Raw genomic sequence first — 22224 nt, 5'->3', positions numbered from 1 at the left:
GTCGGTCCTTTCGGCCTTACGTCGTTACTCTTCGTTGTACCTATAGCCAATGCCATACAGCGTCTCAATCGCGGAAAAATCGGAATCCGCGGTACGCATCTTCTTGCGCAAGCGTTTGATATGGCTGTCAATGGTACGGTCGTCCACATAGACCTGATCGTCATAGGCGACATCCATCAGCTGGTCTCGGCTCTTTACAAAACCGGGGCGCTGCGCAAGCGCCTGCAACAGCAAGAACTCAGTGACAGTCAATGTCACGTCCTTGCCTTTCCAGCTCACAGAATGGCGCAGCGGATCCATCGTCAGATCGCCGCGTTCCATAATTTTGGTGTCTTCGGTGTCACCCACGATGTCACCGTCCACAGCTTCCTGACGGCGGAGCAGGGCACGAATGCGCTCCACCAGAAGGCGCTGACTGAACGGTTTCTTGACGTAGTCATCCGCGCCCATGCGCAGACCCAGAACTTCGTCGATCTCATCATCCTTGGAGGTCAGAAAAATCACAGGCATCGTGGTTTTCTGACGCAGCCGTTGCAACAGATCCATGCCATCCATGCGCGGCATTTTGATATCCAGCACAGCCATGTCAGGGAGTTTCTTGTTGAATGCATCCAGCGCCTGCTGGCCATCATTATAGGTCTCGACTTCAAAACCCTCGGCCTCAAGGGTGATTGAAACCGACGTCAAAATGTTTCTGTCGTCGTCCACGAGGGCAATTCTTGACATCGGACGGATCCTCTTACTGCTCTTATTTATGCCTAATTTTTTAGACATTATGCGCATCTCGCGTACCGGCAATCAACGCAAAAGTGCGATTCGGGTCTCAAACCGGACTTATTAGACCGCAAAATCGCTAACCAATGGCTAAATTGTCTCACTTTCAGAGACAAACAGCCCAACAATGTTCCGATCGGAACACTTGGTTGCGCTAACCTGAATTTGGTTGCGCTAACTATGCCAAAGCGTCCTGTTCTTCCAATAAATCCTCATGTTAAGACCGACGGACAACGCCGAGGAGACGGTGGTCGCGCAAGATTATTGCCCCCTCAAGTTCATTAAAGATCGCCGCCAAAACCGCGCGGCTACAGGAGTGTAAGAAATGACATTTGGACGGGTAAACCCGCAATTCCGCCTGCAAGATCAAGGGATCGAAGGTCTGGGCAATGTCTATTACAACTTTATGGAGCCCGCGCTGATTGAGCATGCTCTGAAGCGCAACGAAGGCACGCTGGGCAATGGCGGCACCTTCCTTGTCAGCACCGGCGAGTTCACCGGCCGCTCACCCAAAGACAAATTCACCGTGCGCACCCCGATGACCGAAGACACCATCTGGTGGGAAAACAACCACGAGATGGCCAGCGACGCCTTTGACCGCCTGCATGCCGACATGCTCGCGCACATGAAAGGCCGCGACTACTTCGTTCAGGATCTCACCGCCGGTGCCGATCCGACCCACGCGATCAACGTGCGCGTCGTGAACGAGCTGGCTTGGCACAACCTCTTCATCCGTCACCTGCTGCGCCGCCCCGACCGCGACGCGCTGGATCACTTCGTGGCTGATTACACCATCATCAACTGCCCAAGCTTCAAGGCTGACCCGGCCAAGCACGGGTGCCGCTCTGAGACCGTGATTGCGGTCAATATCGAGAAAAAGATGATCCTGATCGGCAACACCGAATACGCCGGTGAGAACAAGAAATCTGTCTTTGGCCTCTTGAACTACCTGCTGCCGGAAAAAGGCATCATGCCGATGCACTGCTCCGCCAACCACGCCAAAGACAACCCTGTGGATGCAGCGATCTTCTTCGGTCTCTCCGGCACCGGCAAGACCACGCTCTCCGCCGATCCAAATCGCACGCTGATTGGTGACGACGAGCACGGCTGGTCTGACCGTGGCACCTTCAACTTTGAGGGCGGCTGTTATGCCAAGACCATCGGCCTGAACCCAGAGGCAGAGCCCGAGATCTACGCCACCACCAAGATGTTTGGCACAGTGATCGAGAACATGGTCTATGACGAAGAGACCAAAGAGCTCGACTTTGAGGACAAGAGCCTCACCGAAAACATGCGCTGCGCCTACCCGCTGGAGTCGATCCCGAACGCATCCGACAACGGCCTTGGCGGTCACCCCAAAAACGTGATCATGCTGACCTGCGACGCTTTCGGCATCCTGCCTCCCATCGCACGTCTGACCCCGGCACAGGCAGAATACCATTTCCTCTCCGGCTTCACCGCGAAAATGGCGGGCACGGAGCGTGGCCTGACCGAGCCAACCCCGGCCTTCTCCACCTGCTACGGCGCGCCCTTCATGCCACGTCGCCCAGAAGCCTACGGTGCCCTGCTGCGCCAGAAGATCGCGGAATTTGGCACCACCTGCTGGCTGGTGAACACCGGCTGGACCGGCGGCGCCTACGGCACCGGCTCCCGCATGCCGATCAAAGCCACCCGCGCCCTGCTCACCGCAGCGCTCGACGGCTCCCTGAACCATGTGGAATTCCGCAAAGACGCCAACTTCGGCTTCGAAGTGCCCGTCTCTGTGCCGGGCGTAGACGACAGCCTGCTCGACCCACGCGGCACTTGGGCGGACAAAGACGCCTATGACGCACAGGCCGCCAAGCTGGTGGGCATGTTTGCCGACAACTTCGAGCAATACCTGCCTTACATCGACGCAGACGTGAAAGCCGCCGCCATCGGCTAAGCGTCAACCCACCCTAAATTCAAAAGCCCCGTGCCACCCGCGCGGGGCTTTTTTGCATGCGGTGGGTGATTTGCTTGCTATGCTTCCTCTGAAAGGACGCCTCACATGATCGCCTATATCACCGTCGGCGCAGACGACATCCCCGCCGCAGAGCGCTTTTACTCTGCCTTCCTGCCCGCCCTCGGATATCGGCTTGAGCACTACCATGGCGATCTCAGCTACATCCCAGCTGGCGAGCCGCCAACCTCGCCGGATTTCTATGTCAAAGCCCCTTTCAACGGAGCACCCGCCTCAGCTGGCAACGGCACGATGGTGGCCTTTCAGGCAGACAACCAACAGCAGCTGCGCGATCTACACGCCGCGGCGCTCTCCGCAGGCGGCGCAGACGAAGGCGCCCCGGGCTTTCGCGAAGCCTACAGCGCCAATTTCTACGTCGCCTACCTGCGCGATCCCCAAGGCAACAAACTCGCCCTCTTCACCACCAATCCGTAGGGTGCGCAGTCCCTGCGCACCGCCGCTCTCCCCCAAAGGCACCCAAAAATGCACATCCGCCCAGAAACCGCCGCTGACATCGACGACATCCATGCGCTCACCAAAGCCGCCTTTGGCCAGCCAGAAGAGGCCCGCCTTATCGACATGCTGCGCGCAGACGGCGATGCGGCGCTCTCTCTCATCGCAGAAGAAAACGGCCACATCATCGGCCAGGTCCTATTCTCCCCGATGGCCGCCCCGGTGCGCACGTTGGGTCTTGGCCCGCTGTCCGTTTCACCGGACCATCAGAAACAAGGCATCGGCGCAGCGCTTGTTCGCCACGGGCTTGCACAAGCGCAGAGGGAAGGCTGGCAAGCCAGCTTCGTTCTGGGCAATCCGGCCTATTACAGCCGCTTTGGCTATTCCGTGGATCTCGCCAAAGGCTTCACCAACCAATTCGCTGGCCCTTATTTTATGGCACTGGAACTTGCGGCAGGCGCGCTGAAAACCCCATTTGCGGTCTCCTACGCGCCCGCCTTCGCAAAGCTCTAAGCAGAGCGCACCCCTTTGTGCCACGCCGCGCGCAAGGACGGCACGCCCTCAGTGAGCCGGAACCGGATCATATCCGCTTGCAAGCCCACCTCCAGGCGCCCACGGTCCGTCAGGTTGGTGTACTTCGCTGGCGCCGCTGTCACCGTGTGCAAGCCCTTGGCCATATCGCCCCAGGTCTGCCCCAACATCACCGCGCCCAAAAGCAGGGAGGACGGCACATAGTCTGAGGAAATGATGTCCAGCAAGCCAAGCTCCGCCAGCTCCATCGCCGCCACATTGCCCGAATGGCTGCCGCCACGCACAAGGTTCGGCCCGCCCATGATATTGGCAATGCGATGGGCATGGTTGGCGCGCGCCGCCTCAACAGTTGTCGGGAACTCCGCCAGATGAATGCCATAACCCGCCGAGGTCGCCACCTGCGCCTCAGTGGTGTCATCATGGCTCGCCAGCACCGCGCCAAAGCGCTTGGCCTCCGCCACCGTGGCCTCCTCATGCGCTTTCCCAAGCTTGTCGTGCAGCCCATGCAGAAAGGCGACGTATTCCTCAAACCCTTCTGCATCCATGGCGTATTTGCCGCGAATATAGCTCTCAAACTTGCTCACATCCTGAAACTGGCGCTGTCCCGGCGTGTGATCCATCAGGCTCACGATCCCGATGCGGTCCTCCGGCCCAAACTCCGCCAACTCTTCAATCAACGTCTCAGAACAGGTCTCCGCCCGCAGATGCAGATGGTGGCTGATCCGAAGCCCGCCACTGTCGCGCATCGACAACAGCTCATCGGCCACCACCCGTGCATATTTGCCATATCTGTTATTGGGATCAGACAGGATCGAGCCGATGCGCAGCGCGTCAAACACCGTCGTGATGCCCACGCTCGCCAACTCTGCGTCATGGGCCACAATCGCCGCCTGATGCGGCCAGTCCACCTTGGGCCTCGGGCGCATGTGACGCTCGAGATTGTCAGTGTGCAGTTCAATCAGCCCCGGCGCAACAAAATCGCCCTCGCAATCCTCTGCACAAGCAGGCACCGTCGCGCCCTGGTCCATCTCTACAATCATCCCATCGCGCACCACAACAGAGCCGGTCACGGTCTCCGTCGGCAAAACAAGGGTGGCATTTGCAAGGATCATCTCTTGTGTCATGTGGGTGTCACGCATTTTTGGCATTCGCTGTCAAAAGGTTGAAAGAGGCAACATGCAGTTCAAACGATACGGCATTTATTACACGCCAGAGCCCGGCGCCCTGGCAGATTTTGGCGCCCAATGGCTGGGCTGGGATCCGGTGACGGGCGAACGCCGCGCGCATCCAGAGATCACGAGCCTTCCGCGCCCCGTGGAAGAACTCACCGCCACCCCGCGCAAATACGGGCTGCACGGCACCATCAAACCGCCCTTCTTTTTGGCGGAAGGCCAAAGCCCAGACGCCCTGCAAGAGGCGCTGGCCGCGCTCTGCGCAACACTGGCCCCGGTCACGCTGCCCGGCTTGACCCTGTCCCGCCTCGGCAGCTTCCTGGCGCTGAAAATCGACGGGGATCAAACCCCGCTTGCCGCACTGGCCGCGCGCGCGGTCAAAGAGCTCGACATGTTTCGCCGCCCACCCTCTGAGGCCGAACTGGCGCGCCGCCGTCAGGCCAATCTGTCGTCCGCGCAGGAAGCCCTTCTGGCGCAATGGGGATACCCTTACGTGATGGAGGAGTTTCGCTTCCACATCACGCTCACCGGCCGCCTTGGCAAAGATGCCGAGCAAACCCAGGCCGCGCTTCTGCCCCACATCACACCGCTTTTGCCACAGCCCTTTGTGGTGAGCAGCCTGACCCTGGTGGGCGAAGACGACAGCCAGATGTTTCACGAAATCCAACGCTACGCCCTCACCGGCTGAAGCGCCTCAAGCGCGGCGGCCACCGTGGCTGCCAGCGCGCCATCATTGGCAACTTCCACGACATCTGCCCCCGTCGGGCGCGACACGCCTGCACGTGCCAGACGGCCGGCAATTTCTGCCTCCGTCTCTCGCCCGCGTGCAGCTAGGCGTTGCGCCAGCGTCTGCACATCTGCACTCAACGAGAGCACGGCAAAATCCTCAAACGCCGCCCGCGCCTGATCCAGCACGCCACGCGACAGGTTCACCAGTACAATCCGCGCGCCCGCCTGCTGCAGCGCCTCACGCGGTACGCCATACCGCAGCCCATGTGCGGGCCACCAAAGCGCAAAAGCATCCTGCGCCACCAGCGCATCAAACTCCGCATCTGTGGCACCGATCGAGTTCTCGCCACCCGCACCTGCTGCCCGCGTGATCACCCGACGGGCCAAGACCACATCAGCACGCGCCGCCGCCATCGCCTCCATCACCGTGTCCTTGCCCACGCCAGAGGGGCCAACAACCCCCACTACCCGCACAGGATCCGACACAGGCAACAAGGTTTCAGCCATCACGCCGCCCCCTGCAGGCCAGGGGTAAAGTCGGAGACATCAATCTCGCGGTCACAGACCTGATCACGCGCCGCCTCATCGTGGAAAATCCCGACAATCGCCGCGCCACGTGCCTTGGCCTCTTCAATCAGCCCCAGCACCGTGGCGCGGTTTGTGGCATCCAGTGAGGCTGTCGGCTCATCCAAAAGCATCGCCGGATAGGTATGGGCAAAGCCGCGCGCTATGTTTACCCGCTGCTGCTCCCCACCAGAGAAGGACGTCGGGCTCAGCTGCCACAACCGCTCCGGGATGCGCAGCTGGGTCAGCAAATCCCGCGCGCGGTCCCGCGCCGCCTCGGCCTCAACACCCACAGCCAGTAATGGCTCCGCCACCACATCCAGCGTCGGCACCCGTGGCACCACCCGCAGAAACTGGCTGACATAGCCCAGCACCTCACGCCGCAGCGCCAGGATCTCGCGCGGCTCGGCCTGCACCACATCCACGCCATCCACCAGGATAGACCCACCTGCGGCAAGGTAGTTGCCGTAAATCATACGCATCAGGGTGGATTTACCCGCACCAGATGCCCCGGTCAGCGCCACACATTCCCCGCGCGCCACACTCAGGTTGGCCCCATCCATCACCGGGATCACCGCGCTGCCCTGATTGTGCAGGGTAAACGTCTTGCTCAGATCTCTAATCTCAATCATCTGATTTCTCATTCCCAAATATCCTCGGGGGTTTGGGGGCAGACAGCCCCCAACCTGTCAAACTTGCAAAACCGAACTCACAAGCAGCTGCGTATAGGCATGCTGCGGATCATCCAGCACCTGATCTGTCAGCCCGGTCTCCACCACATGGCCGTCCTTCATCACCATCAGCCGATCCGCGAGCAAACGCACCACCGCCAGATCATGGGTCACGATGATGGCGCTCAGCCCCATTTCACGCACCAACCCGCGCAAAAGATCCAAGAGACGCGCCTGCACAGAGACATCAAGGCCACCCGTTGGTTCATCCATGAACACCAGCCGCGGCCCGGTCACCAGATTGCGCGCAATCTGCAGGCGCTGCTGCATCCCGCCGGAAAACTGCGTCGGGCGGTCATCCACGCGACTCTCGTTGATCTCCACACGACCCAGCCAGTCAATCGCCTCTGCGCGGATGTTGCCATAGTGGCGTGCGCCCACGGCCATCAGCCGCTCACCCACATTGCCGCCTGCGCTCACATTCATGCGCAACCCATCCCGGGCATGCTGATGCACAAAAGCCCAGTCCGTGCGGCTCAGCATACGACGTTCCGGCTCACTCATGGTGACCGTATCCCGCATCGCACCATCGCGCATCTCAAACAGCACCTCGCCCGTCTCCGGGCTCAGATGACCGGCAAGGCAGTTGAGCAACGTGGACTTGCCAGAACCACTCTCCCCAACAATTCCCATGACCTCTCCGGGGTAGAGATCAAAGTTCACATTCTGACAGCCAATGCGGTTGCCATAATATTTGCTGATATTCTCAACTTTCAGAAGCGGCGTCATGCGGCGGTCTCCTCAAGGGCTGCGGCCTGCGCGCCCACGTGCCCGGCGGCACGGCGGCTGGCGCAATAATCGGTGTCAGAACAGACAAACATCCGGTTGCCCGCATCATCCATGATCACCTCATCCAGATAGCTGTCCTCAGCACCACACATGTCACAGGCGTGGTCGGCCTTGCTGGCCTCAAAAGGGAAATCCTCAAAATCAAGGCTCACCACTTGGCAATAGGGCGGCAGCGCATAAATCCGCTGCTCACGGCCCGCGCCAAAGAGCTGGATCGCCGCCATTTCCATCTTCGGATTGTCAAACTTCGGGATCGGGCTCGGATCCATCACATAACGGCCCTCCACCTTCACCGGATAGGCATAAGAAGTGGCAATCGCGCCGTGTTTGGCAATGTCCTCATAGAGTTTCACATGCATGAGGCCATATTCCTCAAGGCTGTGCATCTTACGGGTTTCCACCTCAGACGGCTCCAGAAAGCGCAACGGCTCCGGGATCGGCACCTGATAAACCAGGATCTGATCCTCACGCAGCGCCTCTTCAGGAATGCGGTGGCGGGTCTGAATGACACTCGCCTGCGCGGTTTCCTCTGTGGTGGCCACAGCGGCGGTCTTCTCAAAGAACTTGCGGATCGAGACCGCATTGGTCGTATCATCCGCGCCTTGGTCGATCACCTTCAGCGTATCATCCGGCGTCAGCGTGGCGGCAGAGACCTGCACGCCCCCCGTGCCCCAGCCATAAGGCATCGGCATTTCACGACTGGCAAACGGCACCTGATAGCCCGGAATCGCCAGCCCCTTCAGGATGGCCCGGCGGATCATCCGCTTGGTCTGCTCATCCAGATAGGCAAAGTTGTAGTCGCTCATAGCAAGCCCCTCTGTTCCAGTGCCGTGCGCAGCGCCTCGGCTCCGGTGAAATGGATTGCGTCCCAACCGGCGGCCTTCGCGCCATCTACATTCTTGGGACTGTCATCAATGAAAACGCACTCTTCTGGTGCCACACCGGCACGCGTGCACAGCATTTCGAAAATGCGTGGATCAGGTTTGATCATGCCCTCTTCGCCAGACACCACCAAAGTGCCAAAGACCTCACCAAGGCGGGGATGACTTTTCAGCCCTTCTGGCCAGGTTTCCGCCGACCAGTTGGTGATCGCATGCACCGGCACGCCTTTGGCCTTCAGCGCGTCAAGAACATCCCATGTCCCTGCCACGGCCCCTTCCACCGTCTTGGCGTAATTGGGCACATAGTCCGCCAGCCGCCGCTGATCTTCAGGGTCCTCCAGCTCCTGCGCCATATCGGCAAACCGCTCGCCATTGTCGCCCCGCAGGTTGAGCGCAAAGAAGTCGATCCGCGCCATAAAGGCCTGTGTCTCGGCTTCTGTCGTAAACTCATCCGCCCAGGCCAGATGCGGCTGCCAGTCCACCAGCACGCCGCCAATGTCAAAGACCACAACCGAGGGGCTCATTCCGCCGCCTCCTGAACTGGCGCCACATTTTCCATCGCCTCACGGCGCAGCTTGCGGATCAGCTCCAGCTCAGACTGGAAATCCACGTAATGGGGCAGTTTGATGTGTTCCAAGAACCCCGTCGCCTGAATGTTGTCGGAGTGATAGAGCACAAACTCTTCATCCTGCGCAGGCGCGCCGAGGTTGTCTTCGCCCAGCTCCTGCCAACGCAGCGCACGGTCTACGAGCGCCATGGAAATCGACTTGCGCTCAGACTGGCCAAACACCAGCCCATAGCCACGTGTGAACTGCGGCGGCTCGGTTTTGGAGCCCTGAAACTGGTTCACCGTCTCACATTCGGTCAGCTCAATCTCGCCAATCTCAATGGCAAACCCCAGCTCCGGGATCTCCATCTCCACCGCAACCTTGCCGATGCGCAGCTCCCCCACAAAGGCGTGGTTGCGCGCATAGCCCCGCTGCGTGGAATAGGCCATCGACAGCACAAACCCCTCATCACCCCGCGTCAGCGCCTGCAGGCGCAGCGGACGGTTTGCGGGCAGCTCCAGCGGCTCGCGGGTCAGATCGCCGGGCGTTTCCTCCGAGCTGACCTCTGTCTGGATCAGCCCCTCTTTGTTGAGAAACTCGGTGATATGCGGCGTCGGTTCCGCCCGCGCTTCACCACGCTCAACCACAGGCACCTCGCCCTCTGCCGCCAGCGCAAAATCCAATAGGCGGTGGGTGTAGTCAAACGTCGGCCCCAAGACCTGCCCACCCGGCGCATCCTTGAAGGTTGCGGAAACCCGGCGATCACAGGCCATCTCTTCGGTCTGCACCGGCAGGGATGCGCCAAAACGTGGCAAGGTGGTGCGGTAGGCGCGAATGAGGAAAATCGCCTCAATCATATCTCCGCGCGCCTGCTTGATCGCCAGCGCCGCAAGGTCAGGATCATAGAGCGAGCCCTCCGCCATCACGCGGTTCACCGCAAGGCTCAGCTGCTCGCGGATCTGCGCAACGGACAATTCCGCCACAGTCTGATCACCGCGCCGCTCTTCGGCCAGCCACGCATGCGCATTGTCAATCGCGCGCTCGCCGCCTTTCACTGCAACATACATCAGGCCGCCTCCACTTTCGTTGTTCTTGGCAACGCGGAGACCTGATCCCCGCAGCTGAAGAAGAAATCGAGCCCCAGCGGGAACAGCAGCGCATTCATCTGAAACGCCTCTGTTTCCGGCAGCGCCATCTCAGCCGTCTCTTTGATGCCCGGCCCCCGCAATGTTGCGCCTTCCTGTGCAAGCGCCTCACGCTCCACAATCAGCGTGGCAGAGCGATCCGGATATTCCGGCGTGCCAATCGCAAAGCGCGTGAGCGGCGCAAGGCTCTCCCAATCGCCCACAGCAAACATCGCGCTTTCTGCACCGACAATCGGAGCACCCACATGAAAAGCAATCCAATCCCGCACCGCTTGGCAATCAAAGTCCCCTGCCAGATGCAGCGGGGTGTCCGGATCACACAATGTCAGGATCAGCGTACCTGCCGCCGTCGATAGCGGCGCGGGTGGCGCAGCACCCGCCAGCTTTTCAACGGTGCCGGGCCGCGCCATCACATTCATCGCCGCGCGAAACGCATGCGCCGCATCGACCGGCGCATCGGCAAATCCGCCTTTCAGAACATCTGCGTTCATCAGTCCTCTCCCCGCACCATGGTGAAGAAATCCACCTTTGTCGCCGCCGCCTTTTCCGCACGTGCGGTCTTGGCATCTGCAAGCTCATCGCCCAGCGGCTTCAGGATCGCGGCTTCCACCGCCTCCGCCTCTGGCCCCTGCATCATGGCATCCACCAGTGCGGCAATCTCCGCCTTCTGCTTGTCACGGCCCTGCACATAGCCATGGCCCACCGCGCCGCTCTCCAGCTGCAAAGCGCAGCGGGTCAGCGTCATCTCTCCGAGATTGAAAGGCGCGCCCGTGCCGCCAAGGCGCCCACGCACCATGGTCGCGCCAATTTCTGGCGCACGCAGCCAGTGAAATGCAGGCGCGGCGCCATGCTCTTGCCAAAGCGCCAAAAGCCGGTCTGCAGGCGCTTTGGCGAGCAGCGACATCCAGGCGCGTCTTTGATTTTCTGCGGTCATCTAGACACCTTGTCGATTTGTCTATTTTCCTATACAACTAGACAAATCCTAGCGACACATCGCGAGTCGCGCAATCCATCCCCCCATGAAGTTTTCATGACAGAGACCGCAACATGAGCGCCAAACGCACCCCGATCTGGCAATCCATCGCCAGCACCCTGACCGAAGACATCGCAGAGGGCCGCTATGGTCCGGGCGACAAGCTACCCACCGAGGCCGAGCTCTCTGGCCGCTTTGGCGTCAACCGCCACACCGTGCGCCACGCGTTAAAATCGCTGGCGGACAACGGCTTGGTGCACGCGCGGCGCGGCGCCGGCGTCTTTGTCGCGCAGGTGCCCACCGACTATGCCATCGGCAAACGCGTGCGATTTCACCGCAACCTCGAACAGGCTGGTCGCTTGCCGGGCAAAGAAGTGCTGCACCTTGAAACCCGCAGCGCAGATGCGGCAGAGGCAAGCGCCCTCGCGCTGCCTGAAGGCGCAGACGTCCATGTCTATGACGGCCTGTCCCTCGCAGACGGCAACCCAATTGCACTCTTTAAAAGCGTTTTCCCCGCCGCACGTTTCCCCGATCTAGCAGCACAGCTCGAACGCCTGCGGTCTGTCACCGCCGCGCTCAAGGAAAATGGCGTCACAGATTACACCCGCGCCTCCACCCGCCTGACAGCCCGACGCGCCAGCGCCACCGAAGCCTTGCACATGCGCATCGCAGAGGGAGATCCCGTCCTGCGCACCAAAGCCATCAACATCGATCCCGAAGGCACGCCGGTGGAATATGGCATCACCTGGTTTGCCGGTGACCGCGTCACCCTCACGCTGACCGAATAACCTGCCTGATCTGTTGCCACTGATAGCAGAAAAACGCGCAAACGTGGTTTTTGTGCAGATTTCATCCCCCAACGTCACGCAGCCGACACATAACAGGCCTAGAGAGAGCAAAAACACCTACAAGAGCATTCTTATGTCCAGTTCTCCTCTCTCTTTGCGCCTGACGGGCGCACAAGTCCTTCGTGACGGCGCTTTGCAGGACACCGCTCTGGCGTTTTCCGAAGGTCACATTGTCGATCATGCGCTGCCCGAAGTTGACCTGTCCGGCTATCTGTTGATGCCCGGCATCATCGACCTGCACGGCGATGCGTTTGAACGCCACATCGCGCCACGCCCCAGCGCGCCTTTCCCTGTCGCCATGGGCCTGCGCGGCACCGATCGCGATGCGGCCGCAAACGGCGTGACCACGGCGTGGCTCGCGCAAAGCTGGAGTTGGGAAGGCGGCCACCGTGGCCCAGATGCGGCGGAAAATCTGCTGGCGGCACTGGACGCCTACCGCCCGCACGCCCAGACCGACCTGCGCATTCAGATCCGTTGCGAAACCCATACGGTGCACACCCGTGATCGCCTGATTGCAGCGGTGGAAAAGCACAACGTCGATTATGTGGTGTTCAACAACCACCTCGAAGAAGCGCTCTATCTGTCACGCGTCAATCCAGAAGCGCTGGCCCATTGGGCAAAGGGGGCCGGGCGCACCCCACAAGAGCATCTGGCGCTGGTCCATGCTGCCTTTGACGAAAGTCCGCAGGTGCCGCGTCACCTCTGCGCGCTGGCCGAAGCCTTTGACCGGATCGGTGTACGCTACGGCAGTCACGACGATCCTGATGGCGACACGCGGGAGCGGTATTCCGTGCTTGGCGCGCGGGTGTGTGAGTTCCCAACCGCGCGCAGCGCGGCAGCCGTGGCCAAAGCGGTTGGCGATCACGTGGTGATGGGCGCGCCCAACATCGTGCGCGGCGGCAGTCAGGCTGGCAACATTCAGGCCGCGCGCCTTGTGGCCGATGATCTCTGTGATGCACTGGTGTCTGATTACCACTACCCGGCCCTGTCCAAGGCGGCCTTCCGCATGGTGGACGACGGCTTGCGCGATCTGCCCTCCGCATGGGCGATGATCTCCACCAATGCCGCCAAAATCATGGACATGACCGATCGCGGCACGCTCGCGCCGGGCCAGCGCGCCGATATCGTCATTGTCCACCCGGACACCCACGCGATTGAAGGCACCATCGCGGGCGGGCGCATCAGCCATCTGTCCGGCGACGTGGCCCATCGCTTCTTTGACGCGGCCTCCGAAACAAAACTGGCGGCGGAATAACCCGCCACCACCCGAAAGCCAAAGCGCGCCACTGGCGCGCTTTGTTGCACTGGGGTTCAGCCCCCGTATTTCTCCAGAAACGCTTCTGCTTTCAGCGCCCGGAAATCCGTCAGCGCCGCGCGCAGGCGGCTGTGTTCCCAGTCCCACCACGCCAGCGTCATCAATCGCTCAGACACATTCTCGCTGAACCGTCGCCGCAACGGTGTCGCGGGCATCCCGGCCACAATCATGTAAGGCGGCACATCTTTGGTCACCACCGCACCACTCGCCACCACGCAGCCATGGCCCAGTGTCACCTCCGGCTTGATCATCGCGCCATGGCCAATCCATGTGTCATGGCCGATGGTCGCCACCCGGCTCTGGCGATGGGCAAAAAACGCCGCATCCGGTTCTGCATCGTCAAAATAGTCGTCTGAGCGATAGAGGAAATGGTGCAACGAGGCATTTTCCATCGGGTGATCTGTTGCGCCAATCCGGCTGAAAGCGGCGATATTGGCAAACTTGCCGATCCTGGCGTTCGCGACCTCCGCCATGCGGTCACAATAGGAATAATCGTCAAAATGCGCTGAAATGATCCGGCTGCCCTGCCCAATTTCCACATAACGCCCAAAGGTTGCGTCATGCAGAATGCAGTCAGGATGGATCAGCGGCGTCTCTGCTGAGAGCTTGGCCATATGCGGCTCCTGTGTCTTTTAAAGGTATTATGCCTCCGGCGGGGATATTTTTGGCAAGAGGAAAACCACCACGCTTCCTCTTGCGCCAAATATCCTCGCCGAAGGCACATTCTGTGGCGCGGATCAGTGTCCGCTCTCGTCGCCGTTGATCAGTTTGCGGCGCAGCCAGCCAGAGAACCAGTCCATCACCATGACCATCAACACGATCAGCACGATGTAATAGGTCACCTCTTCCCAGTCTTTCTGGGTGATCATCGCCTGTGTCAGCAAAAGCCCGATGCCGCCCCCAGTGATCGCACCGATGATGGTGGCGCTGCGGGTGTTGGATTCCAGGAAATACAGCACCTGGCTCATCAGGATCGGCGTCACCTGCGGGATCACCCCAAAGCGATAGCGCTGCACCGGCTTGGCCCCGGTGGACTGAATACCCTCGATCTGCTTCTGATCTACGTTTTCCAACGCTTCGGAGAACATTTTACCAAACGACCCTGTGTCGGTGATCAGGATCGCCAGCGCGCCTGTAAGAGGCCCCGGCCCAAAAGCGCGCGCCAGAACAATTGTCCAGATCAGCGCATCCACACCGCGGAAAAAATCAAAGAAACGGCGCGTGATCTGGCGCACAAACACCAGCGGGGTAAAGTTCTTCGCCGCAAGAAACGCCAATGGCAACGCCACAAGGGCCGCCCCCATGGTGCCAAGGAAAGCCATCAGGATGGTTTCAAAGATCGCCCAGGCCACATCTTGGTGACGCCACATCTTGTTGGTCCAGAAATCCTGCCAGATCGCAGAGGCTTCACCGCCCAGCGCGCGCGCCATCACCTCGCCTACAGGCATCCCGTGATAGGGGCTGTCGAGCGTGAAGAAGAACAGCTCCCAGCCGGTGAAATAGCGGAACACCTCAGTGCGGTTGCGCGTCACCGTCAGACGTCCTGCATCCGTGGTGATGGTCATCCGGTTTTTAGAGGCGTTGATCCACTCAGGGGTCTCCCCCTCCGGCAGCACCGCCTGCACGCCTTTCGCGCGGCTCGGCTGCGCCGTGATCAGGCCATAGCCCGGCACTTCATAGCTGACAAAATTGTCCGCGCCATAAGTCACCACATGACCATCACCCAGATCAATCACCGTGTCGGTGTCCCCCAGGGTGACCCACTCAGGAGTGGTGCCCTCAGGATAGGTGCCTTTGCGTTCCCCTTCGATGGCCACAGACACTTCGCCAGAGCGGTTGTCACGCGCCACATGGGTTTTGTAGCTGTAGCTGTCCGCCACCAGCGCGCGGGCATTGTCCGCCTCAAAGCGCTGTGCCAGACCGGGAATGTCAAAGATGAAGAAGATATAGGTCAGATAGGCAATCACCAGCGCAGGCAGCCCAAAGCTCACAAGCTTCTTTCTGGCAAAATGGCGATCCGCCTGAACCTTCAGGAAATCGGTTTCATTGGCTGCAATACTCATGCCGAGGCCTTCTCAAGTTTTTGCTCAGATTTGCCGTGCGTCAGGCGCTCGCGCACCAGCGAGGACAGCTGATCCACCACCACAATGGTAACAAACAGCAGAATGAAGATCGCGGCAGCCTCATCATATTGGCCTTTGCCCCAGCTCATCGCGTTGCGCAGCTCATAGCCAATACCGCCGGCACCCACGAAGCCGAGGATGGCAGAGGCGCGGATGTTCACCTCAAACCGCAGCAGGGCGTAGCTGAAGTAGTTGGGCGCCACCTGCGGGATCACCCCAAGCCACATGCGCTGGGTCCAGCTCGCGCCCACCGACTGCAACCCTTCCACAGGCTTGAGAGACGCGTTTTCATTGACCTCGGAGAACAGCTTGCCCATCGCACCCGCGGTGTGGAAAGCAATCGCCACCATCGCAGGCACCGGCCCGCCGCCCATGACAAAGATCAGAACCAGCGCAATCACGATTTCAGGCATCGCGCGCATGATGTCCATGATCCGGCGAAACAGCGGAATGAGACGCGGCCACTTGGCCATGCCACGTGTCGACAGCAGCGACAGCACCATGCCCAGCATTGTACCAATCAGGGTGGAGGCCGCCGCGATATTGATTGTTTCAATCAGCGAGGGCAGGAATTTCAGCAGATGCGCAGGCAAATCAGCGGCCTTTTCAAAAGCCTCGCCCAGCACCTCTTTGGGGAAATCAAACAGACGGTGCAGACCGTCCCAAAACCCACCGGCATTGCGGTCATCCGCAATCATGAAACCCGTGGTCATCAAGGCGATGAAAACGATGAGGATGATGCCATCCATCATCCGCTTGCGTCGCACCTGCGCCATGTAGTCCGCGCGCACATGGCCCGCGTCACGGCGGTCCGTGCCGCTACCGGTCAAATCTGTCATGGGAGCCCCTTAGTCAGGAAACAGGCCCCGCGCGCATCTGCACAGGGCCTGCTCAATGTGGTGAAGTCGTCTTAGTTGGACTTCAGTTTGCGCGCTTCGATGATCACTTCGTAAGCGTCATGGCCGATTGGCTGCACACCTTTGGCTTCGCCAGACAGCACGCCATAGGCGCAGTCAGGGTCGATGGATGGCAGGGAAGCCATCAGCGCGGTGAACTTCACTTTTACGTCTTCTGGCAGCGCTTTGCGCAGCACGATTGGGCCTTCTGGGATCGGCTTGGACTGCCAGATTTTGACCATCTCGTTCATGTCTACAAGACCTGCGTCAACCGCACGGCGCAGCGCGCCAGAGTTGTAGCCGTCTTCCCACTCACCCAGACCGTCGGCCCAAGTCACACCGCCGTCCACGTCACCGTTGTTCACCGCAACAATGGTCTGCTCATGGCCACCGGTGAATTTCACTTCACCGAAGTAGTCGCCAGAGGTCATGGTAGAACCGGTGGCTTCAGGGATCTCGATGGACGGGATCAGGAAGCCTGAGGTGGAGTTCGGGTCACCAAAGCCGAAGGTCTTGCCCTTCATGTCTTCCAGCGAGGCGATGCCGCTGTCTTTGCGGGCAAACCCGATGGAGTAGTAGCCATAGCCACCGTCCACATTCACTTTCACCAGGATCGGCTCAACCGCTTCTGGGTCAGACAGGTAAGTCTTTGCATAACCAGACGCGCCCAGCCACGCCATGTCGATGGTGCCGCCCAGCAGGCCCTGGATCACGCCGTTGTAGTCCGCAGGGGCGAACAATTTGGTTGGCACACCCAGAACTTCTTCGGTTTTGGCGCGCAGGCATTCGTTGTTGTTCAGACGGTCCTGGGCGTTTTCGCCACCCAGCAGACCAATGCGGAATTCGCTGATTTCTTCAGCAAACGCAGGGGCTGTCAGGGCAGTGGTCGCCAGAACGGCAGCAATCAGTTTTTTCATCGTTTCTCTCCAGTTGATAAAAAACCCCACGCTTATGTGACGTGGGGTGTGATGAAACTCAGGCTAATTCGGGGGTCTTGCGGCCGACTTCTGCGTCGGTGCGGTCCAGCGTCTCGATCTCGGTCGAGGTGGCCGCTTCGCTAAAGGTGGCATCCGCGCCGTAAATGTCGCGCGCCACACCGGTGGTCAGCTGCGCGGGCGTGCCGTCAAACACGATACGCCCGTCACGCATACCGATCACCCGGTCACAATAGCGCCGCGCGGTGTCCAGCGTGTGCAGGTTGGCGATCACCATGCGGCCGTCTTCTTCGTGGATCTGGCGCAGCGATTGCATCACCACCTGCGCGTTCATTGGGTCAAGCGAAGCAATCGGCTCATCGGCCAGAATGATCTTCGGGTCCTGCATCAGAGCACGGGCAATCGCCACGCGCTGCTGCTGACCACCAGACAGCGCTTCGGCGCGCTTGGCCGCGTGTTCTGCAATGCCGAGACGATCCAGAATATCAATCGCGCGATGGATGTCCTCATTGGGGAACAGATTGAACATCGTCGCCAGTGCGCTGCGGCGATTGAGCGTGCCATGCAGCACATTGCTCACCACATCCATACGCGGCACGAGGTTGAACTGCTGAAAGATCATCGCGCATTCGCTCTGCCAGCGGCGCTTGTCTCCGTTTTTCAGCGCGGTCACATCGGTGCCGTCAAAGATGATCTGCCCGCTGGTTTCCTCAGTCAGACGATTCAACATCCGCAGCAGAGTGGACTTACCGGCGCCTGACCGCCCGATGATCCCGATCATCGCAGGCTTTTCGACAACGAAATTGGCCGCGTCGACAGCCACGTTTGGACCAAAGGCTTTGGTCAGTTTGTTCACTTGTAGCACGGCTTATCCCCACCATTTGATGGGCGCTGCCTACAGGCCGAATCCAAAGCTTAATTGTCAGAACGGTGAAGTTTCTGTAACGGCGCTCCGCGCAATTTTACGGTTTTGTAACCCCGCAAAAATTTTTGAGCCGCGTAAACCACCCAAGGATTGCGCCAAACACCTGCGTTTTCAGGGCGATGAACCCGCAAGCCCACCGCCGTTAGGGTCTCCGCATTCCCGCGCTGAAAAAAGTCACATAAGAATGCCGATTTCTCTCTTGACCCCACCTCAGGAACACCCTAAATCGCACCTCACTTACGGCGGTATAGCTCAGTTGGTTAGAGCAGCGGAATCATAATCCGCGTGTCCGGGGTTCAAGTCCCTGTACCGCCACCAAGAATTCCAGAAGCCCGGATGGATCGCCATCCGGGCTTCGCTTTTTTGGGTCCGTGAGTGGAAGTCTGCGTCCCCAATAGGTGCGGCTGGGCCGGCCCTACGCAGCCACCTCTTCCGCAACGATCTCTGCAAACTGGGTAAAGAACTTCGCCGACAGTTTCTTCGCCGTGCCTTGAATGAGTCGGCTGCCCAACTGCGCGATCTTGCCGCCGACTTCTGCTTTGGCTTCATAGGTCAGAACGGTCTCATCACCGTCTTCCGTCAAGGTCACTTCGGCCCCGCCTTTGGCAAATCCCGCCGCGCCGCCTTTGCCTTCCCCTTTCAAGGTAAACCCGTCTGGCGCGCCGCTTGTGTCTAAAAACACTTCGCCCGCAAACTTCGCTTTCACAGGGCCGATCTTCAGCACAACTTTCGCCTCCAGGTGCTCCGGCGTGTGCTGCTCCAGCTCTTCACAACCCGGAATGCACTGTTTCAGCACCTCAGGGTCATTCAGGGCCCGGTACACCACGTCACGTGGGGCCGCGATGCGGATTTCGTCTTTCAGTTCCATCTGGTCTCTGCCTTTCCTCGTCTCATCAGAATTTCAATCTCAACAACATTTGGGAAACACCCGAAGCGCCTCTTCGGCCGCTTCCTCCGGTGTCAGATCTTTGCGCGGTGCCCAAAAGGCCCGCCATTTCTCACGCAAGCTTTTCATCGCTGCCCTCCCCCAGATCCGCTTTATCCGCCCGACGCCACTGAATGATCTCCGCCAAAATCGACAGCGCGATCTCATGGGGGTCCACAGCCCCGATATCGAGCCCCGCCGGGCTTTTCAGTCGCGCAACTTTGGCCTCCTCCAAACCAGCCGCAATCAGCTTGTCACAGAGCACCGCTGCCTTCTTGCGGCTCGCCACCATCGACACCCGCCGCGCTGGCGTCTCCAGCGCCGAGCGCAGCGCATCACTGTCCCGTTGCCCTTGGGAGGCCACCAGCACAAAATCACGCGCCTCAATCTGGCCCACACCTTCATCCCCACGACACACGCGAAACCCTGCCAGCGTGGCATGGGCCGCCACCGCCTGCGCAATTGGTGTGTCGCCAAAAATCACCAGCCGCTGCGCCTGCTGATAGGGCTCAATCAACACATCCACCGTGCCGCCCGACGGGCAACCGCTCTTGAAGGTCTGCACCCCATCCGGATCCAGCAAGGACACCACTTTGTCAGAGGGTTTCACCCGGATCATCCGTGGCGTTGCGGCCACCAGCGCGTCTACTGCGGCTTCTTTCACCGCGCGTTTCACGCAAGCCCCCCCCAGATGGCCAATGATCTCGCCGTGCTCCGTCACCGCGGCCTTCGCCCCTGCTTTGGCAGAGGTCACATCAGCGGTGCGCACCACAGTCGCGACGCAAAACGGCGCTCCTTCTTCACGCAAGCGCGCCACCGTATCAAATATGTCAAACGCCTCCATGCGCTCCTCCCTCAAAGCCACGCCGTTTCATAGGCGGGCAAACTCCCGCTCAAGCGCGCCGAGCGCCTCAAGCGTATTCGCCGGCAGATGTGCATCCAGATAGGGCAGCGCCGCCTGCATGCTTGCCGCCACTGGCGCATAATCCCGCCAGCCTTTCAGCGGGTTCAGCCAAACAATCCGCCGCGCCTTTTTCCTCAGCTTTGCCAAAGCCGCGCCCAGCGCCTCCGGATCAGAGGTGCAATAGCCATCCGACAGAATGATCACGACCGTCCGCCCATTCAGCGCCCGCGCGCCATAACCGTTCAGGAAACGCTCCAGTGATCCGGAAATATCCGTCCCCCCACCAAAGCCTTCCGCCATCAACGACAGCCGAGAGGCCGCCCGCAGCGTGTCATGATCGCGCATCGCATCCGTCACCCGCATCAGCCGGGTGTGAAACAGATAGGCATCGGTGCGCGTCTCACTGCTCACCAGCCCTTTGAGAAAGGCCAGAAACACCCGCGCATACACGGTCATCGACCCGCTCACATCACACAGCGCCACAATCTGCATCGGTCTTGGTGGCCGCGCCCGCCGATGCAGCTCCATCGGCTCGCCACCCCGTGCCAGCGAGGCTCGCTGAATGCGCCGCATGTCGAGCTGCTGGCCGCGCAGCGCCTGCTTGCGCCGCCGTGAGCGCCGATCCCGTATCACGCGCGCAATCCGCACCGCCGCCGCTTCGGCACGTCGCAGGCTGTCCTCATCCATCAACTCCCGCAGATCCCGCCGTGTCAGGTTGTCCGTCTCAGTCGCGATCAGCCGCCCATCGGTGCCTTCTGCCTCACCGTCCCCGCCATCAGGGGCCAAAGCCTCTTCAGCACTCTCTACGCCACCTTCAGCACTCTCGCCAAAATGCGTCTGCCACAACAAGGGCCGCGCCGCCTGCACCTTCACATGATCGCTTTTGGCTGTACCTTGCTTCTGTTTGCCTGCGTTGAACCAATAAGCATCAAACAGGTCGTCAAACTTGCGCCAGCTCTCAGCATCCCCAGACAACAGCACACAAAGCGCTTCACGCGCCTGCGCCACATCCGTCGCCTCCACCGCCGCCAAAGCGGCCAGCGCATCGCCGGTTTCCGCCACCCCCACAGCCACACCATTCATACGCAAATGTGCCATGAACCCCGCCATGCGGTCGGCCAAACCTTCGGCACGGGATGGAAACCGCGTCACCTGCATCAGGCGACCTTCCCGATCAGCCGATCCATCACCTCTCGTGGAGCCGCATCATAATCTGCCGCGGTCTTGAGCAGACACACCAATGTTGCTTGCACCGCCTCCGGACTCTGAGCCAGATCATTCACCCCAAGCCCGGCCAGCGCCGCCGCCCAGTCCAGCATCTCCGCCACACCCGGCGCCTTCTCAAGCTCTTCACGGCGCAGATCCTGCACCACACCCACGATCTGACGCGCCAACAGGCCTTCCATCTCCGGCATACGCGTGCGCAGAATCGCCAGCTCGGTCTCCCGATCCGGATATTCCACATAGGCATAAAGACACCGCCGCCGCAGCGCGTCTGACAGCTCCCGCGTGCCATTGGCGGTCAAAATCACCATCGGGCGTGTGACAGCCTCAACGGTTCCCACCTCCGGAATGGTGATCTGAAAATCAGACAGCACTTCCAAAAGGTAAGCTTCAAATTCCTCATCCGCCCGATCGATCTCATCAATCAGCAGTACCGGCGGCTGCGCCTGTGTGATCGCCTCCAGCAGCGGGCGTTTCAGCAGATAGTCTTCGCCAAACAGCGCCGCCTCCGCCATGCCGCCCTGCGCCTCAGATGCGCGGATCGCCAGCAATTGCCGCTGATAGTTCCACTCGTAAATCGCGTGGCTGGCGTCCAACCCCTCATAACACTGCAACCGGATCAGTTTGGTATCATGCACCGCCGCCATCGCCTTGGCGACCTCGGTCTTGCCAACCCCCGCAGGTCCCTCAAGCAACAAGGGCCGTCCCAATGTCTCCGCCAGATGCAGCGCCATCGCAAGGCGCGCATCCGCCACATAGCCCTCTTCCGCCAAGGCAGATTGCACATCGTTCACGCTCATCGCGCGCCCCTCACCTTCTCATTCTCAAAATATCCCCGCCGGAGGCCCCCGCCCGCAA

At 60.2% G+C, this 22224-nt stretch carries 25 protein-coding genes and 1 tRNA gene; 7 read left to right on the top strand and 19 right to left on the bottom strand.

Annotated features, from left to right (window positions below):
• Window positions 1-24 precede the first annotated feature (24 nt).
• Window positions 25-726 (bottom strand): response regulator transcription factor, encoded by a 702-nt coding sequence (locus tag PJL69_RS19315; RefSeq protein WP_209100938.1) that lies wholly within the window; start codon window positions 724-726, stop codon window positions 25-27.
• Between the two features lie 373 nt (window positions 727-1099).
• Between PJL69_RS19315 and PJL69_RS19310 the strand changes: the two genes are divergently transcribed.
• From PJL69_RS19310 to PJL69_RS19300, 3 genes are all read left to right on the top strand, one after another.
• On the top strand, window positions 1100-2698 hold the full coding sequence (locus tag PJL69_RS19310; protein ID WP_271311146.1) for a phosphoenolpyruvate carboxykinase: 1599 nt from the start codon (window positions 1100-1102) through the stop codon (window positions 2696-2698).
• Between the two features lie 105 nt (window positions 2699-2803).
• Window positions 2804-3190, top strand: a complete 387-nt coding sequence (locus tag PJL69_RS19305; RefSeq protein WP_271311145.1) for a VOC family protein — start codon at window positions 2804-2806, stop codon at window positions 3188-3190.
• 48 nt (window positions 3191-3238) lie between these two features.
• A complete protein-coding gene (locus PJL69_RS19300) occupies window positions 3239-3721 on the top strand; it encodes a GNAT family N-acetyltransferase (RefSeq protein ID WP_271311144.1) in 483 nt (160 codons plus the stop codon).
• Here the strand turns inward: PJL69_RS19300 and PJL69_RS19295 are convergent.
• Window positions 3718-4863: an alpha-D-ribose 1-methylphosphonate 5-triphosphate diphosphatase gene (locus PJL69_RS19295; protein ID WP_271311143.1), complete on the bottom strand. Its 1146-nt coding sequence runs from the start codon at window positions 4861-4863 to the stop codon at window positions 3718-3720. The two genes, PJL69_RS19300 and PJL69_RS19295, sit on opposite strands and share 4 nt — an antisense overlap.
• Before the next feature lie 52 nt (window positions 4864-4915).
• Here PJL69_RS19295 and PJL69_RS19290 point away from each other — a divergent pair, with 52 nt between their 5' ends.
• Entirely contained in the window at window positions 4916-5599 is a 684-nt protein-coding gene (locus tag PJL69_RS19290; RefSeq protein WP_271311142.1) for a DUF1045 domain-containing protein, read from the top strand.
• Here PJL69_RS19290 and phnN read toward each other — a convergent pair.
• The 8 genes from phnN to phnG are packed head-to-tail and all read right to left on the bottom strand — an operon-like array spanning window position 5581 to window position 11232.
• On the bottom strand, window positions 5581-6147 hold the full coding sequence (gene phnN, locus PJL69_RS19285; protein WP_271311141.1) for a phosphonate metabolism protein/1,5-bisphosphokinase (PRPP-forming) PhnN: 567 nt from the start codon (window positions 6145-6147) through the stop codon (window positions 5581-5583). The two genes, PJL69_RS19290 and phnN, sit on opposite strands and share 19 nt — an antisense overlap.
• Window positions 6147-6836, bottom strand: a complete 690-nt coding sequence (gene phnL / locus PJL69_RS19280; protein WP_271311140.1) for a phosphonate C-P lyase system protein PhnL — start codon at window positions 6834-6836, stop codon at window positions 6147-6149. Before phnL ends, phnN begins: the two co-directional genes overlap by 1 nt.
• A gap of 57 nt (window positions 6837-6893) precedes the next feature.
• Window positions 6894-7664 (bottom strand): phosphonate C-P lyase system protein PhnK, encoded by a 771-nt coding sequence (phnK, locus tag PJL69_RS19275; protein WP_271311139.1) that lies wholly within the window; start codon window positions 7662-7664, stop codon window positions 6894-6896.
• Entirely contained in the window at window positions 7661-8530 is an 870-nt protein-coding gene (locus tag PJL69_RS19270) for an alpha-D-ribose 1-methylphosphonate 5-phosphate C-P-lyase PhnJ (protein ID WP_271311138.1), read from the bottom strand. The genes phnK and PJL69_RS19270 overlap by 4 nt, the downstream gene beginning before the upstream one ends.
• A complete protein-coding gene (locus PJL69_RS19265) occupies window positions 8527-9129 on the bottom strand; it encodes an HAD family hydrolase (RefSeq protein WP_271311137.1) in 603 nt (200 codons plus the stop codon). The genes PJL69_RS19270 and PJL69_RS19265 overlap by 4 nt, the downstream gene beginning before the upstream one ends.
• Window positions 9126-10220 carry a carbon-phosphorus lyase complex subunit PhnI gene (locus PJL69_RS19260; RefSeq protein WP_271311136.1) on the bottom strand — a complete coding sequence of 365 codons (1095 nt, stop codon included), beginning with the start codon at window positions 10218-10220 and terminating at the stop codon, window positions 9126-9128. The genes PJL69_RS19265 and PJL69_RS19260 overlap by 4 nt, the downstream gene beginning before the upstream one ends.
• Window positions 10220-10789: a phosphonate C-P lyase system protein PhnH gene (gene phnH, locus PJL69_RS19255; RefSeq protein ID WP_271311135.1), complete on the bottom strand. Its 570-nt coding sequence runs from the start codon at window positions 10787-10789 to the stop codon at window positions 10220-10222. Before phnH ends, PJL69_RS19260 begins: the two co-directional genes overlap by 1 nt.
• Entirely contained in the window at window positions 10789-11232 is a 444-nt protein-coding gene (gene phnG / locus PJL69_RS19250; RefSeq protein ID WP_271311134.1) for a phosphonate C-P lyase system protein PhnG, read from the bottom strand. Before phnG ends, phnH begins: the two co-directional genes overlap by 1 nt.
• A gap of 113 nt (window positions 11233-11345) precedes the next feature.
• Between phnG and phnF the strand changes: the two genes are divergently transcribed.
• Window positions 11346-12059 (top strand): phosphonate metabolism transcriptional regulator PhnF, encoded by a 714-nt coding sequence (phnF, locus tag PJL69_RS19245; protein WP_271311133.1) that lies wholly within the window; start codon window positions 11346-11348, stop codon window positions 12057-12059.
• A gap of 133 nt (window positions 12060-12192) precedes the next feature.
• On the top strand, window positions 12193-13374 hold the full coding sequence (locus PJL69_RS19240) for an alpha-D-ribose 1-methylphosphonate 5-triphosphate diphosphatase (protein WP_271311132.1): 1182 nt from the start codon (window positions 12193-12195) through the stop codon (window positions 13372-13374).
• Between the two features lie 56 nt (window positions 13375-13430).
• Here the strand turns inward: PJL69_RS19240 and PJL69_RS19235 are convergent, their stop codons facing one another.
• The 5 genes from PJL69_RS19235 to phnC form a co-directional block, all read right to left on the bottom strand.
• Complete coding sequence (locus tag PJL69_RS19235; RefSeq protein WP_271311131.1) at window positions 13431-14048, bottom strand: chloramphenicol acetyltransferase; 618 nt, start codon at window positions 14046-14048, stop codon at window positions 13431-13433.
• Window positions 14049-14171: 123 nt separating this feature from the next.
• Window positions 14172-15497, bottom strand: coding sequence for a phosphonate ABC transporter, permease protein PhnE (gene phnE / locus PJL69_RS19230; protein ID WP_271311130.1), 1326 nt, complete (start codon window positions 15495-15497; stop codon window positions 14172-14174).
• Entirely contained in the window at window positions 15494-16396 is a 903-nt protein-coding gene (gene phnE, locus PJL69_RS19225; RefSeq protein WP_441347515.1) for a phosphonate ABC transporter, permease protein PhnE, read from the bottom strand. Before phnE (PJL69_RS19225) ends, phnE (PJL69_RS19230) begins: the two co-directional genes overlap by 4 nt.
• Before the next feature lie 71 nt (window positions 16397-16467).
• Window positions 16468-17370, bottom strand: coding sequence for a phosphonate ABC transporter substrate-binding protein (phnD, locus tag PJL69_RS19220; protein ID WP_271311129.1), 903 nt, complete (start codon window positions 17368-17370; stop codon window positions 16468-16470).
• Between the two features lie 58 nt (window positions 17371-17428).
• Window positions 17429-18253, bottom strand: a complete 825-nt coding sequence (gene phnC / locus PJL69_RS19215) for a phosphonate ABC transporter ATP-binding protein (protein WP_271311128.1) — start codon at window positions 18251-18253, stop codon at window positions 17429-17431.
• Between the two features lie 301 nt (window positions 18254-18554).
• Between phnC and PJL69_RS19210 the strand changes: the two genes are divergently transcribed.
• Window positions 18555-18631 (top strand) — tRNA-Met (locus PJL69_RS19210).
• A 97-nt stretch (window positions 18632-18728) separates the two neighbouring features.
• Here the strand turns inward: PJL69_RS19210 and PJL69_RS19205 are convergent.
• From PJL69_RS19205 to PJL69_RS19190, 4 genes are all read right to left on the bottom strand, one after another.
• Window positions 18729-19181, bottom strand: coding sequence for a CoxG family protein (locus tag PJL69_RS19205; protein ID WP_271311127.1), 453 nt, complete (start codon window positions 19179-19181; stop codon window positions 18729-18731).
• A 130-nt stretch (window positions 19182-19311) separates the two neighbouring features.
• Window positions 19312-20082 carry an XdhC family protein gene (locus PJL69_RS19200; protein ID WP_271311126.1) on the bottom strand — a complete coding sequence of 257 codons (771 nt, stop codon included), beginning with the start codon at window positions 20080-20082 and terminating at the stop codon, window positions 19312-19314.
• Window positions 20083-20109: 27 nt separating this feature from the next.
• The gene (locus PJL69_RS19195) at window positions 20110-21300 is read right to left on the bottom strand and encodes a vWA domain-containing protein (RefSeq protein ID WP_271311125.1); all 1191 of its coding nucleotides are present in this window, start codon (window positions 21298-21300) and stop codon (window positions 20110-20112) included.
• The gene (locus tag PJL69_RS19190; RefSeq protein ID WP_271311124.1) at window positions 21300-22166 is read right to left on the bottom strand and encodes an AAA family ATPase; all 867 of its coding nucleotides are present in this window, start codon (window positions 22164-22166) and stop codon (window positions 21300-21302) included. The genes PJL69_RS19195 and PJL69_RS19190 overlap by 1 nt, the downstream gene beginning before the upstream one ends.
• Window positions 22167-22224 lie beyond the last annotated feature (58 nt).

This window comes from Shimia sp. MMG029, assembly GCF_027947445.1.
Classification (GTDB): Bacteria; Pseudomonadota; Alphaproteobacteria; order Rhodobacterales; family Rhodobacteraceae; genus Shimia.
This window is presented reverse-complemented; position numbering and strand designations above follow the sequence as displayed.